This window comes from Thermogemmatispora onikobensis (assembly GCF_001748285.1).
GTDB classification, from domain to species: domain Bacteria; phylum Chloroflexota; class Ktedonobacteria; order Ktedonobacterales; family Ktedonobacteraceae; genus Thermogemmatispora; species Thermogemmatispora onikobensis.
Window position 1 is genome coordinate 46,655 of sequence record NZ_BDGT01000023.1, and the last position, 14,932, is coordinate 61,586.

6 protein-coding genes are annotated in these 14,932 nt (G+C 58.9%); 3 read left to right on the forward strand and 3 right to left on the reverse strand.

Annotation, left to right across the window (positions count from 1 at the left end; genetic code table 11):
• Positions 1 to 176 precede the first annotated feature (176 nt).
• The 3 genes from BGC09_RS11600 to BGC09_RS11610 are packed head-to-tail and all read left to right on the forward strand — an operon-like array spanning position 177 to position 11,029.
• Positions 177 to 4,154, forward strand: a complete 3,978-nt coding sequence (locus tag BGC09_RS11600) for a serine/threonine protein kinase (RefSeq protein ID WP_069804157.1) — start codon at positions 177 to 179, stop codon at positions 4,152 to 4,154.
• 21 nt (positions 4,155 to 4,175) lie between these two features.
• A complete protein-coding gene (mads7, locus tag BGC09_RS11605) occupies positions 4,176 to 5,888 on the forward strand; it encodes a methylation-associated defense system protein MAD7 (protein ID WP_069804158.1) in 1,713 nt (570 codons plus the stop codon).
• A gap of 29 nt (positions 5,889 to 5,917) precedes the next feature.
• Positions 5,918 to 11,029 (forward strand): ATP-binding protein, encoded by a 5,112-nt coding sequence (locus BGC09_RS11610; protein ID WP_069804159.1) that lies wholly within the window; start codon positions 5,918 to 5,920, stop codon positions 11,027 to 11,029.
• Positions 11,030 to 11,212: 183 nt separating this feature from the next.
• On the opposite strand, the gene BGC09_RS11615 is transcribed toward BGC09_RS11610, so the two are convergent.
• The 3 genes from BGC09_RS11615 to BGC09_RS11625 form a co-directional block, all read right to left on the reverse strand.
• Complete coding sequence (locus tag BGC09_RS11615; RefSeq protein ID WP_069804160.1) at positions 11,213 to 12,352, reverse strand: pentapeptide repeat-containing protein; 1,140 nt, start codon at positions 12,350 to 12,352, stop codon at positions 11,213 to 11,215.
• Between the two features lie 5 nt (positions 12,353 to 12,357).
• Positions 12,358 to 12,993, reverse strand: coding sequence for a DUF4388 domain-containing protein (locus tag BGC09_RS11620; RefSeq protein ID WP_069804161.1), 636 nt, complete (start codon positions 12,991 to 12,993; stop codon positions 12,358 to 12,360).
• A 254-nt stretch (positions 12,994 to 13,247) separates the two neighbouring features.
• A complete protein-coding gene (locus BGC09_RS11625; RefSeq protein ID WP_439959665.1) occupies positions 13,248 to 14,840 on the reverse strand; it encodes a sodium:solute symporter family protein in 1,593 nt (530 codons plus the stop codon).
• Positions 14,841 to 14,932: the final 92 nt, after the last annotated feature.

The window sequence follows — 14,932 nt, forward strand, 5'->3', positions numbered from 1 at the left end:
CTGATGGTGTGGAAAATGGATGCTTGTTCGCCAGGAGAAAAACATGTTATAATTCGACATCCCTTTTGCAGCTATATGATGGTAATATCTCACTGTAATGAGGGCTATTTCGCAAGGGATGCTATGCGTCGTTACTGTCCCAATCTCTCTTTGATAAGGAGTAAGGAGGCGCACCTGTGGCTGAGTTGATCAGTACGAGCGACTTCGCAAGCGAGGGAGAGCAGCGGGCAGCTGCGGCCTTGCGCCAGGGGTTGCCCGCCTCGTGGCTGGTGATCTGTAATAAGGTCTTTCCAGCGAAGAATGGGAAATCCTTCGAGATTGATTTTCTAGCAATAGGCCAGCGCTGGATCTTTGTGATCGATGAGAAGTCCTGGCAGGGTCCCTGGCGGGGCAACGAGGAGTTCTGGACTCGGGCCGATGGGACATCAGAGCGGAGTCCGCTGGCAAAGGTCGATTACGTGGCTAAGGTGGTGGCCGGCTCCCTGCGAGAAAAAATCCCTTCTCTGAGGGGGAACGAGCACTTTGTGCAGGGCGTTGTCCTCCTCTCTTCGCCAACTGCTCAGCCGGTGATTCACGATGTGCGGGCTTCGACGGCCCTTTTTAGGCTGGACGAGGTGTGCGAGCGCCTGCAGGAGTTAGATGAACACCAGGGCAATCCTTTGGTCGGTCAGTTGCATTCGCTGCTGAGAACTACGCTGACGGGCCTGCCCGCGCGCCCCAAGCTTCCACGTCAGATCGGCACTGGGTTTCAGATTGAGGAGGCAGAACAGGTACGTCCGAAGCTCTACCGCTGCCGCGCGCTCGAGAAGGTTTCTGGGACCAATCGACCTCGCATTGTTATGCTCTATGAGCTTGATCTCGATCCACTAGAACGTCAGGAGGCGCAGGAATTCTATACGCGCACGTATAAGGCGCTGGAGCAATTACAGCCAACAGGCCTGGTGCCGCGAGCCGAGACCCCTTTCCCTTGGTCAGATAGGTTTATGGTGGTAGCTATTGTTCCACCCGAGGGTGAGGGCCGTGCGTTGAGCGCTCTGCCGCTGCCGGAGACGCGCGAGGAGTTTCTGAAAGACCTGCAAATGGCGGCTATAGCCTTTAAAGGGTTGGCCCAGATCCATGATCAGGGCGTCCTTCATCGCGCGTTAACTCCCGCTGCGCTCATGGTGCAGTTTCCAAAGGGTCAGCCGCCCCGTGTGCTCTTCACCGACTTTTATGCAGCGCGCGTCAGTGGTATGTCCATTGCAGCGAGGCTCGATAAGACCGCAGTCGACGATCCCTACGCTGCCGAGGATGTGCTCATCAGCTACGAGTTCGCGACACGGCAGACGGATACCTTTAGCCTGGCGCTGGTGATGCTTGAGCGCCTCTCCGGTACTCCTATTTCCCTGCTGCGCCCGACAGTCAATGAACCACCATGTCTGCCTGATGACCCCCGCTGGCGGTCTTTCCTTCCTCCTGAGCCATCGGCAGCCTTGTCAGAGCTTTTCCGCTCAGTCCTGCTGCCTTCGCGGGAGGAGCAGCCCCCCAGCGCTGAGGAGCTGGCTCACCGCCTGGAAGAGATCCTACGCCAGGCCCAACAGCCCCAGGTCAGTGAGCTTCCTCAGACCCTGGTGAACGGCAAGTTCGTCGTCCACCGCTTGCTCGGCCAGGGAGCAATGGCCCGTACGTATCTGGTGAGCGAGAAAGACCAGCCAGGACGGGGACAATTGGTGCTGAAACAGTTCTCGCAGCCAACTGAGGCCCATGATCATGCAATTCAAGAATACAAAGCTTTAAAAAATATAAAGAGCAAGTATTTTCCGGCCATCCAGGAGCCAGGGGAAGACCCTCATATTGCGATGGAGTATATCCCTGGCCCGACGCTGCAGCAGCTCGAAGGAGAATTTCCCTGGCCTCTAGAGCGCTGGTGGCCCTTCGCCCAGGACCTGCTGAAGGCCCTGGCGACGCTAGAGGAATATGGCATTCTTCACCGCGACATCAAACCTGCCAATATTATTCTGCACGAGGTCGATAATCATCCAGTCCTGATCGATTTCGGCTTTGCCATCCGGCGAGGCGAAGAGCGTAGCCTGGCTGGTACGCCGCTCTATCTGCCGCCCGAGGCGCTGACTGCTGCCAGTCCGCCCGCCGATTGCGATCGCTATGCGGCTGCTGTCGTGCTTTTTAAGATGTTGACAGGCCAGTTGCCTTTTACCTACAGCACGGAGGGGCAACGTATTCTGCGTCCTGTAGAGGACTTGCCAGGTGCTGATGAGCATGTGCAGCGCCTGGCTGCCGTGCTCTTGCGCGCGCTTGATCCCGAGCCCCAGCGGCGACCTGTCAGCGCTCGTCAGTTTCTGGCAGAGTTGGAACAGGCCGAGCTGGCGGCAGTAGTGGCGGCAGAGGAGACAACGCCGGTCCTTGAAACTGGTCAGGAACGGGAGGCGCGAGTCAATCCCTGGGTGGAGCAGGTGCGCGGTCTCTATCGCAAGAGTGCCAGCGGGAACGCCGACAATCGCGGCCTGGACAGCGACTTTGTGCGTCAGACCTACGTAGAGACGGACCTCGATCGGAAGCTGCTGCCGCTTGTGCTGGCCCGGCGCCCGCTCGCGCTTTTCCTCTCGGGCAATCCTGGCGACGGCAAGACGGCTTTCTTGGAGCAGGTGCGCCAGAAGCTGGTTGAGCTAGGCGCCAATCCCGTAGCAGAGCGCTCCGATCAAAGCGGCTGGGAGCTGGTCTATCAGGATCATGTCTTCCGTAGTTGCTACGATGCTTCTGAGGCCCACGGCGGGTTGAGCGCCGATGAGCAGCTTACGCGCCGGCTCCAGGAGTTGGAAGGCTCCGAGCGTCCAGCGGCAGCGCTGACAGTGCTGGTGGCTATCAATGATGGTCGCCTGGCCGATTATTTTGAGCGCTACGGTGAGCGCTTTAGCTGGTTGAAGAGGCAGCTGAGTCGCTCCCGCCGCAGTGAATCGCTGCGAGAGCAAGAGGTCTGGCTGGTCGATTTGAAGCGACGCGCTTTTGTGGCCTTGCCCGGCGAGCAGGCGCGGGAGCGCTCACTCTTCCACCGCGTGCTGAATAGCCTGGTGGCAAAGGAGCACTGGACGATCTGCCAGTCTTGCACTGCCGAGGCCATCTGTCCGATTTATCAGAATGCACAGATGCTGCATCAGAACCGCACCAAGCGGCGGTTGGAATTCCTCTTGTTGCTGCATCATCTGCGCCACCAGCGTCATATGACGATGCGTGACCTGCGTTCGGCTCTGGCCTTTCTGATCACAGGCAATCTGAGCTGCAGCGAGGTGCATGCTGCTCGCCAGGGCGAAGATGGGGGAGCGGCTTTGCTAGAGCGCGCGTGCTGGCAGAGCGCTTTTGCTCCCGCCGAGGTTGACGATGAGCTGCTGCGCGATCTGCGGGCGTTTGATCCTGCACGCTTTCCTCAGCCTCATCTGGATCGCTTCCTGCATTTCCATCAAGGGTCATCAGATGCCCTGCTGCGCGTTGAGTTGATGGCTGACGGAAAAGATTTGCCGCGCCAGCGTTTCCGCGAAGAGCGCGATTGGCTGGCTGCCTGGAAGCGCCGCCTCTATTTCTATGGTCCACGTCTGGATGATGAGGATCTGCGTCCAGAACTGCCTTCCGTGCGCTGGCCCGATCTTCTGCCTTACCGCTATGCTCTGCTCTACCTGCAGTTGCTGAAAGGTGAACAGGAAGAGTTGGAGGAGACACGCCGCAAGCTGGCTCTTGGCATTTTGCGGTCGGATGGGATCAACGCCGATTTGCCAGATGGCCATTTGAGTGTGGTGGTGCGCGCTTCGGAGGAGCAGCAACTGATTATTCTGAAGCAGCTCCCGCTGGAGCAGTTCATTCTGGAGTCAGTCGGCACTAGCGATAATGAGGTCGTTGAGACCTTACCCGAGTTCCTGGTACTGCGTCATCGCTCGGGAACGCCTCGTCTGGAGATCTCTCTCGATCTGTTTGAGCTGCTGCTGCGCCTGGCGGATGGTTTGCAGCCAGAGGCTCTAGAGCTGCAGCCGCTGCTGGAGGATCTGCGCCATTTCAAGCATGCGGTGCTGCTGATGGAAACAAAGGATCTTGTGTTGATCGAGAAAGGTCAGCATCTGCACCACTTGACGCAGCGCGACGGTAAGGTGGTCAGAACAGCCATTGCTTGATCTGCTGGAAGGAGGGCCATCGTGAAGGTTAAGTTGCCGAAGGAATTGCGCGGAGTCCGCTTTTCTCTGGTACTGCCCATTGAGTTGAATGATTTCGATATCGAGCTGTTGCTGCCTATCCTCTTCTTTACTATTCTGGCCGAGGGTCGGGGACGCGCTCGTATACCAAATGACCCTCGGACCATCGATGTCTATATTAATAAGCTTAGCCAGCATCCTGCGCTTGAGGGTTTCACCACTCCTCGCGAACGACGTCTGCTGGAACGTCTGGTACGCACTGCCCTGATCACAACCGGGCATACCGGTCGAAAGCGTGAAGCTGAGCAGATTACCTCTATTGTGACTTACAGCATACTTTCTTACAAGCCTGGCTTCCCCAAGGAAGCCAGTCGCCTGCGGAGCGCGGACCTTTTTCTCTACCAGGCGATGCACAGGTACCTGAAAGGCGATCAGGCCCTGCGCCAGCTTCTCAAAGAGATTTTCGGTCGCGGCGTTAAACTCGGCAAGGCGGGCGACCTGGGTGGGGAATACGATGGCACTACTGAGGTAGATACGTTGACGCGCCTCTCGCTGGCCTTTCTCGATGGCTTTGAGAGTGCCCGGCCAGGCTTGAGTCGTGAAAAAGATGCCCATTCCGGAGCCTGTCCCGGACTGACCTACGAGCTAGCGGCTGACCTTGTGCAATATATGTCGGCTTACCACAGGGCGATGCCCATGCCGGCTTTTATTCATCATCTCTTGACCTTGATCAATTTCGAGCTGTTTATCTACACTCTGAAGGTTGTCTACGCGGTGAATGCATTGGTCGCGCAGCCAGAGAGCTTGCCTCCCGCGATGGGCGAGCCTCCGGCCCCATCACCCCCAACCCTCTATGTGGACTTCACCGGCCAGCCTGGCCCCAGCCAGGAGATGGCCCATGCCTGTGTACGCCGCGATATCGAAGCCTACCAGAGCTTTCTCTCGGCGAATCTGCTGCTGCGCCAGCTGCAAAGCTATGTGGAGCAGCTCAGACGAAACAGTCGCCGTCGAGCTCTCATAGATGGCCTCCTTGGAGACGCAACCGCAGGCCCACTTTACCTGCAACGTTTACTGATGCTACGCGACCAACCCAGTATCTATGCTGATATTGAGGCTCACGCCAGTCATGATATTAACAGAATCTTTGAAGAGAATAAAGATCCAGAAGAGCCAGAAAGCACACTAGCAACAAAATACCTGGATGAGCTGCTCGCCAGCGCTGAGAGCGATTTAGATGGCCTGGTCATCCTGCTGAAAGAAGGCCAGCGCGATGCTACCCAGAATTTCGTGCGCTGGTACTGGAGCACTGGAGGATTGACGCGCACTGAGGGGCTGCTTCGAGGGCAGCTCAAATATCGCCCATCCTGGCAATATGCTCCGACCAACGATCTGTTGGCGGTTCTGGTGCAGCTTGCCGCTGCCCGTCTGAATGGCAGCGAGAACGGCCTGAATGGAGACCAGAGCAATCATGGTCCCACGCCCATCCGCCTGCAGGACTTCCTGCGCTTCCTCGACGAGCGCTTTGGGCTGCTGGTTGACCGTCCGCCCGCTCCTTTTGTGGGCGCCGAGTATACTGCCGCGGCCCAGGAGAATCTACGGGCGATGCTGCGCCGCCTGCGCCAGATGGGTATCTTCCGCGACCTCTCCGACGACTTCACGGTCCAGCGTCTGCACCCACCGTATGCGGCCACATCCGCGCTAACCAGCTACTACTAAGAAGCATTGAGCCTGGAAAGGGTCTACCTATGGTAATCTCTTCTCCACAGAGCGAGCTGAAGATCGAGCTACTGGCCGAGGCGCTGCTAAAAGAAATCAGGGGGACAAGCGCCGGCCATTGTGCTCGTATTGACTTCCTGGAACTGGACGATGCGCTGCCCCTCTGCCAACGGCTACGCACAAGTGAGCAGGCAAAGCAGGGAACCATGTTCCATATCCTGGCTACTGAACGCCAGCCTGGACCCGATGACTTGCTCTTTATCACACCTGACCGCGCGATTGAGCTACGCAACCGCAAGATTGGACGCTTCTGCCTCTTCATTCCTGCTGGCAGTGTAGACGCTACTGCCAGCTCGCTGGCCAATGCCTTCGCTCCCATCGATGGACGGGCGCTTTATGAGGCCGCCCTCCAGCAGCTACGGCGCCGACTCCAGGAGCGCTCTCCCGAGGCCGCCGCCCAGGTTCAGGCAGTTTTTAGCCACCTGCGCCGCTGGCCTGGCTTAAGCTATGAGCGACGCCTGGACTTCGTTATCGCCGTCTACGCCCATGTACAGGATGGCACGGCGGAGACGATTGGCCTGGAGCTCTGGCGGGTCGGCCTCATCAGCGATGCACGCCCCGATTTCGTCAATTTTCTGGAAGCCAATCGGCGCCTGACGACGCTGTTAGCTCGTCCCAAGAAGTTCGATGCCACCCTGGTCGAGCGTGTGCAAGAGCTGAAGGTGGAGAGCACAACCGCCACAGAGCTGCTGCGCTTCCTCCAGGGCAAAGCCCTCAGCGATGTGCATAACTGGTCACGCGCTCTGGTAGAGAAAGAGCTGACGCTCGATCGTTGGGAATTCGTCCAGCATGAAAAGAGCGACCTGCATAAATTTGAGGTCGAATCTTTCGTCAATGCCAAAGGAGCAGTTGAACACTTCTGTCACCTGGCTCAGCCAGACGGCGTTGGTGGTGCCCTGTACGCTTACTACGGAAGCAACGGTGATGTGGTGGTACGCTGGAAGTGCAAGCCAGATAAGCCGCGCAACCTCGGCGGCTGGCGCGTGGCCATCGTGCCCCAGGACAGCGAGCCAGGTTTCCGCGAAAGCCTGTGGGAGCAGGACTTCACCCCTGGGCGACGCAAGGTCACGATCAAGCTAGAGAAGCTGGGACTCGATAGCGAGGAGCTGCCCGATTATCTGGTCTGCGTGCGCATCGCCCCCTTGGGGCCTGACGGCAATGAGATGGTGAAGGACAACGATGGGGAGAAGCAGCTCTATTACGAAGATAGTCTCGCGTTCTACTTGACCCTTGATCCAGCTCACCTTCCTCCCGAGCAGACTCCCCGCGAAAAGCGCCAGACTGTCCCTACCCTTTCCTGGGGACGGCTCAAAGTCGGTAGCGAGGTCCGCGAGACAATCCTGGAGGAAAGCCTGCCCCAATGGCAGAAGGAGCGCGCCTATTTCAGCCTGCTGCTCAATGGCAAGCACCGACTGACGCTGACGCTGAGCGAGACGCTGCAGCAGCTGGAGCAGCGCGTTCTGAAGGAACCGGCTCAGGGTGGCTGTTTTCTTCTGGAAGTTGATGATCTGCAGCCCGTCGATGGGGAAGCTATTCAAGCGTTTCAGCTTGCCCCTGGCGAAAGCGAGAGCTGGCAACATTTCTGGCGCCAGCGCGAGCTGTTCTTCCGACGCCTGCGCCAGTCCGAGGGACGCGACCTCATCGAGGTGGCCGATTGGAGCAACAGCCCTGAGCTGGCCGACGCCGCTGTCCGCTACGCTCAGGCTTACCATGACCTGCTCCAGGACCTGCGAGCACGCGCAGCTGATGAGAGCGAAATCAAACAGGCTCTCTCGATTGACAGCCTGCTCATCCGCTTTCTACATCAGCGGCAGGCCGAAGAGGCCCTGGTCATCCTGCCAACCCACCCGCTGCGTGCCGCCTGGTTTGCCGGCTACACCCGGCTGCTTTCCTCCTGGGAGGAGGAGCTGCTGGAACAACAGGAGAGTCAGCGTAAACAGAAAGTCGATCTGGAAGCACTGCGCCTGCTCGTCCCGGCCAACGTCCCTCCCTTTGCCTACCACGCCGCCACACCGACGGTCTTCATTTTCTTCCAGAATCTGCTTTTCTTCCACGGAGTGGCGCTTCCCGCCGATGCCCCTGATCCGCATCGGCGTTATACCGACGTCGCTACTGTGCTCAAGGCCAGCCCGGACCAGGCCGTCCCGGGCGATATCCGTCCTGAGCGGCTTGGCGAGCATCTCAAGCTCTTTCAGGCCCTCCATCCCTACGCCAATCCGCTGGTCTTGACGCTGGTGAACCCGGATCGTGGCGCGCTGCTGGGCGAGGCCCTGAAGGGTCTGGCCCCCTCGCAAAATGAAGCGGAGGAGACAGAGCTACCAGTCGGCACCCTGCCCCTGCTCCAGATCACTTCATACAGCGAAAGCTGGCAGAGCGGCACCTTGCAGACTCTGGCCCAAACGCTGCAACAGCATGGCAACTGGCTCTTCCGAAACGCAGGCTACCAGACAGACCATTTCCTGCCGGCCCTCTCAACCACCGCCCGCCCGCTGCGCCTGTTGCAGGAAGGAAAGCAAGAGCCACCCGAGGCTCACCTGGCCATCGTCAGCGACCTGATGCGTCCTCGCGTCGTTGCGACGTCGACGCCGGGCGCGTCCTCGCCGAGCAGCACAGTTAGCAGCTTCTCCCTCTATGGTCTGCTCGCACGCTTTATCTCTCAGTTCAGTCAGGAGAACGGTACCTTGCTCTGGCGCTACCAGATCAACACCTTCGGCGGTAAGCCCCTTCCTCATCCCGAGGGACCACGCTATAGCGAGACACTAGTCAATCTGCACACAGCGCTTCTGAAAGCCGGTGGCTACTTACTCAGCGGTAGAGCGGAAACTCAGCCCACTCTGGAGGTCGCGCTCACGGACAAGCGCCGCGCTCTGCTGGAGAAGCTGCATCAAAGGACGAACTGGGTCATTACTCTGGACCGCTTCTTTACGCTGGACTACTACGACTCGCCCCACTTGCCCGGACTGGAGGACATAGCCCGTAAGTATGTGCTGGACTATTCGCCTGAGTTCACCGAAGGGCTGGGCCATCGCATGATGGTGACCACCTCCTGGCACCAGGAAATCAGCTCGATGCTCGCCCAGGCTATGGACGAGTTGGGCTTCTCGCAAATCGAGGAGAGTGTCAGCCACCTGCTGCACTACTTGAAAATCATCTCGGGACGTCTGGCATTGGAAGCACTGGAGTCCCCAGCCAGCACCGCCGCCGCCGTGGGCCTGGGCGTGGTCACAGCCTGGCTCCAACGCCAGGGCCGCCTCAAGCAGGCCGTCCTGCTACCCGTCGACCTCTACCCGCGTATCTTCTCACCGAACAGCACAGGGCAACCCGTCCAGAGCGAGCGCCGCTGCGACCTGGCACTCATCACCCTGAAGCGGAACATTGTCGAGACGACTTTTATCGAGGTCAAGTGGCGTCGTGGCACCGCCCCACTTGAGCGCCTGGCCGCCGATATGGCCTTGCAGATGGAAACGACCGCTGAGACGATGCGTCAGCGCTTCTTCGATCGTCAGCAGCTCGATGGCGCCCTGCAACGCGCCTATCTGGCCAATGTCCTGCGCTTCTACTTCGAGCGCGCCCGTCGCTACCAGCTTTTCAATCCCGAGGCCGAAGGCACTTTCCTGGAAAACCTGGCCCGCTTCGAAAAAGAAGAGCTGGACTTCCGTCCCAGCTATGAGGGCTATATCGTCAGTCTTGAGAGCGAGCCTCGGAAGCAGCCGCTGATCATCGGAGACGCCCGCATCCGCCTGCTGACTGCCAGCGACTTCCAGAACCTGCCCGAACTTTTACAGGAGCCAGCCCTCAATCTCGAGGAAGAGGCCCTGGTCTCCGAGGAGTGGGCAGAATGGGAGCAACAGATAGGAGAAGGAGACGCATTCACCGCAGAACCAGCGGGCCAGCCAGCCGCTGAGCCTGGTCTTCCATCCAGACTTGAGCGGCAGTTAGAGAAACTCGGCAGGACAGAAGCAGAGAACACGTTGCTCATTCGCACCGGCCAGAAAGAGAGCCAGATGGCAGCCGGGCCTGTCTCTATGTCCACACGCATTCAGCTGGGGCAGGCCGCCAGTGGCCCAGTTTACTGGAAGCCGGGCATCCAGGGTAGCCCGCATCTCTTCATCCTGGGTATCCCCGGACAGGGGAAATCGTGGACAATTGAGCATCTACTGAGTGCCCTAAGCCAGCAAGGCGTCCCGGCCCTGGTGCTGGACTTCCACGGCCAGTTCGCCGATCCCCAGGGGCGCTACTTCCAAAGCGTTCATCCGCAGGTTCTCGATGCAACGAAGGGTCTGCCTTTCAGCCCCTTTGAATGCAGCGTCTCCGGTCCAGCCTGGCGATCCAACGCCCTGGCAATTTCCGAGATCTTCGCTCAGGTCGCCGGGCTTGGAGAGATGCAACGCGATGTCATCTACACGGCTATCCGTGACGCCTACCGGGTCCACGGCTTTGAGGATGAACTGAGTGCCCAGGAACGCAGCGCGTTGACTTATCCTTCCCTCTACGAGGTCTTCCATCGTATTGAGCGACTGGAGCAGCAGCGCCGGGTGGGTCACGTGACCGCACGCTGCCGGCCATTGCTGGAAATGGACCTCTTCCAACCCGCAGAGTCCCCTGCCAATCTCTCCTCGCTGATCGGGCATGGACTGGTCATCGACCTGCATCAGCTCTACGCGGAGCTGCTGCAGCTCAGCGCCGGCGCCTTCCTCCTGCACAAGATCTATAAAGACATGTTCCACTGGGGCCCTGCCGAGCGGCTGCGGCTGGCCATCGTCCTGGACGAGGCCCATCGCCTGGCCAAGGACAAGACCCTGCCCAAGCTCATGAAAGAGGGACGCAAGTTCGGCATCTCAGTGATCGTCGCCAGCCAGAGCCTGGGCGATTTTCATCCCGAGATTCTCAACAACGCCGGCACACGCATCATCTTTCGCCTGAACCATCCCGAATCGCGCAAAGCCGCGGGCTTCATCCGCGCTGGCCAGGCCAAGCAGGTCGCGGAGCGGATCGAGCAACTGAGCGTCGGCTCTGCCTACGTTCAGACCCCCGAAATGCGGCAGGCCCTGATTGTGCGTATGGGAGCTGGCTCCTCATAAACAAGCTCCCGCGTCAAGGGCGGGAGGAATAACAGACAGACGGGTCCTGTGGCAGCAGGAAAGCAGGCTTACAAGGCTGCTCATCAGCTACCAGCAGGACCCGTCTGCAGTCTGCTCCCTCCCCAGCAGCCGCGGAGCATATCCTTCCGATCGCGTTCCCGACAGACCCCTCAAGGTCTCCATTCACAGAGGTCGACGCACCACGTTGGAGCCGATCCCCAGACGCCAGCCGGTATAGGGATCGATCACAATCTCCTCCAGCGCGCTGCGATCAAGGCCGTTGAACTGCTCGGGCTCCGCCTGGATCTGTTGTAAATCGGCTCGCACAAAGAGACTATTGGTCAGCACCGCCGCAGTCAGACGCGCCTGCTGCAAATTGGCGCCGCGACAATCGGTAGCGTACAGATAGGCCTCGGAGAGGTCGGCGCCTTTAAGCAGCGCCTCTACCAATGAGGCTCGGCTGAGATCACAGCCACTCAGATCAGCACGCGAGAGATTGGCCCTGGCGCAGTCGACCTTGCTCAGATCGGCCCTCCTGAGCACCGCCTGGAACAGATACGCGCGATTCAGGCTGGCCCCTCGGAGATTGGCCTCATGGAGGGCCGCATCAACCAGATTGGCGCCATAGAGCGAGGCCCCACAGGCATAGACCCCGTTCAGATTGGCCTTACTCAGGACGGCCAGATTGAGACGCGCCCCACTGAGATTAGCCCCACTCAGGTTAGCCTCGCGCAGATGAGCGCCGACCAGATTGGCCCCACTCAGATCGGCGCGACTCAGATCGGCCTCGTCCAGAATTGCGCCGCTCAGATCGGCCCCACTCAGATCAGCCCCAGAGAGATTGGCACGGCTCAGATTGGCCAGACTCAGGCGAGCCTGGCTTAAATCACAGCGCCGCAGATCGACCCCAATGAGACCAGCCTCAACCAGCACCGCCCCGTGGAGATCGGCACCCCGTAGATCCACTCCTCCCAGATCCGTCGAGCGCAGGTCAGCCTCACGTAGCGAGGCCCCCAGGAGATTCGCCCCGATCAGATTGACCCCGATCAGGAAGGCTTTACTCAGGTTGGCCCGGCTGAGATTGGCATGACTGAGATCAGCCTTACGTAGATAGGCTCCACAGAGATAGGACCCGCTTAAATTGGCCTCCGAGAGATTGGCCCCGCGCAGATTGCCACCACTGAGATCTACCTTCTGCAAATCAAGCCGACTCAGATCGGCCCCATCAAGCATAGGAACGCGCTCCTGCCGGTAGGCCTGGACGATCTCCACCAGGGCCTCCTCGCGTCCGAGTCCTCCTAACTGCGGCTCAACCTCAAGCATACAACTTACAATCCTTTCCTCTGAATGATGCCACGCTGCTCCAGATCGCTCAGCAGCTGGCTCACTACCTGCGGCTCCTTGCCCATCAGCTGAGCCAGATCGAGCAGCCGGCGCCGGCCATCAATCAGCAAAAAGAGCTGACGATGGGCGCGCGAGAGACGATACTGCTCGATCAGAAGCAGAGCTTGCTGGAAGGGCAGTACAGGATAAGGCACCGCGTGGTAGGAAGCATCAGAAGAACGAGCACCCTGCTGCCCCGGCTCGCTCGCAGCCACCCCCGGCTGAGAGCCACGAGCCGCGACAGATGGCGGCCCTGACGAGGACGCTGGCGTCGCTGGACGCGGCGGCTGTGTAATGCCAGCAGCCAGCCAGGCCAGTAACTGTTTCGTTGCCTCATCAAGTACCACGGGAGTAAAACTATAGCGACACCTCCCCCAGGTACTCAGCCAATTGAGCGCGGCATGATCTTTGCGGCGACCAGCGCTGGCCTGGGTGACCTGACCTTTCACAAAGGTGATCACTCCTTCCTCGAAGAGGTCGCCAGTTCCTCGCCAGGCCGTGAGTGTGCCGCTGCCACGCGCGAGCTGGATCAGCTGAATAATCGTGACCAGGTGATCCGTCACGCCTTCCTGCTCTGACATAAGCCTGCTCCCCAGAGAAACCAGCCATAACCGTCACACCCCAGATCAAGACATCCTTGCCAAAGGACGTACGAGCCTGGATAGCGCCCTCGTAGCAGAACCAGACCATCCGGAAGAGAAGAAAAGGAAAGCAATGCCTTTGCTCAAGCAATTCCATTCTGTCGACGCAAATGCCCCTTTCATGATCTGGGGTCTGTTATCTCTGCGTCGCTCTCTCGCTGGCCCTTGGGCTAGCCAGCCAGTCACACCGGGTCCTAGCGATTCGCTACATGCTCGTCCTGTAAAGGAAACGCTCCGGCAGGAGTGGTTTGACGGAGCTGACGCGCCTGCTGCAGGAGTCGTTCCTCTGAGAAACCGGTTACTGGGCGGATTGCATAGTCAGTCGGACTGGTGTTATCCTGCCCACGCGGCAGGCCGAGCAGGTCAAAGAGGGGCGTCAGAGCACAACACAGGACCAGATTGAGCACCAACCCGGCGAAGGCAGCGTAGACATGGAACGAGAGGCCCCCCAGGGTCAGGGAGTAGACCGTTCCAAAGTTCTGGGTAAGGACCATCCAGGTGCCAAGGACCATACCTCCAGCCCAGCCGCAGATCAGGGCCAGGTGGTGGAACCAGCGCGTATAGAGGCCCAGGAGCACCGCAGGCAGGATCTGAATGATCCAGACATTGGCAAACAGCTGCAGATTAATGGCGAAATCCGTCGGGAAGAAGAGAATGAAGAGCAAAGCTCCAAACTTAATGACAAGGGAGGCCGTCCTGGCTACCGCCGATTCCTCACGCTCTGTACAGTTGGGATGGAAATATTCACGATAAATGTTGCGAGTAAAGAGGTTAGCCGCTGCAATCGACATGACACCAGCGGGAACCAGGGCGCCAATGGAGATGGCAGCAAAGGCGAAACCGGCCAGCCACGGCGGCAGCATGCTGGCGAAAAGCGCTGGTAGAGCAATATTGGTCTTGTAGAGAGGAGATGGCTTAATACCAGCAGCAATAGCCATAAAGCCAAATAAGCCGATGAGCGACTGCAGGAAGGTATAGGCCAGCAGGAATGGCAGCGTACGCTTCAGCGTACGACGGCTATTAGCGCTCAGCATCGCGGTAAAGGCGTGCGGATAAAGGAAGAGCGCCATCGCAGAACCAAGAATGAGGGTTGAAAAGGTGCTGTACTGCGCAGGAGAGAGCGTGAGCTTATCAGCAGGAACAGCAGCAAAGATACGCGGCAACCCTCCGAGGCGGAGAGAGATGATGACAAAACTCACAATGGCTACCAGCCAGATAGAGAAGTCCTTAAAGATAGCGATGAGGGCTGGCCCACGCAAGCCGCTGACATAGGTGTAGAGAGCCAGGATCAGGAAAGCGATGAAGAGAGCCAACTCGACATTGATCCCCATCTGGGCAATACAGACCTGGATACCGTAGATCTGGATGGCGATGTAAGGCATGGTGGCCATGATGCCGGTGACCGCCACTACCAGCGCCAGGGCACTACTACCGAAACGGTCACGCACAAAATCGGCTTGAGTAACATAGCCACGATGGCGAGCAATGACCCAAAAACGAGGCATCATGATCAGGGCAAAGACAAAGGCCAGGGTCAGATAGGGTGAAGCAAAAAAGCCCTGTGCCCCTTGGGCATAGACCAGAGCCGGCACCGCCATGAACGTGTAAGCAGTGTAGAGGTCACCGCCAATGAGGAACCAGGACACCACTGGTCCAAAGCGCCTTCCCGCCAGGGCCCACTCCTGAAGCCGGCTCAGATCGCCAGGCCGCCAGCGCGCGGCCAATAGGCCCATGATAGTCATTACTATGAAAACGCCTACAAAGACCGCCAGCATTCCCCATTGAATCATATGTCTCTTCTCCTATGGCACGAGTCTTTCAGGAAAACGCCACATCACAACACTGTGTCCGCCAAATGTGCCTGACCCGCTCCTACTGT

Coding starts and splice junctions, on each gene's coding strand:
- BGC09_RS11610 (WP_069804159.1), top strand. CDS start 5,918: ATGGTAATCTCTTCTCCACAGAGCGAGCTGAAGATCGAGCTACTGGCC.
- BGC09_RS11615 (WP_069804160.1), bottom strand. CDS start 12,352: ATGCTTGAGGTTGAGCCGCAGTTAGGAGGACTCGGACGCGAGGAGGCC.
- BGC09_RS11620 (WP_069804161.1), bottom strand. CDS start 12,993: ATGTCAGAGCAGGAAGGCGTGACGGATCACCTGGTCACGATTATTCAG.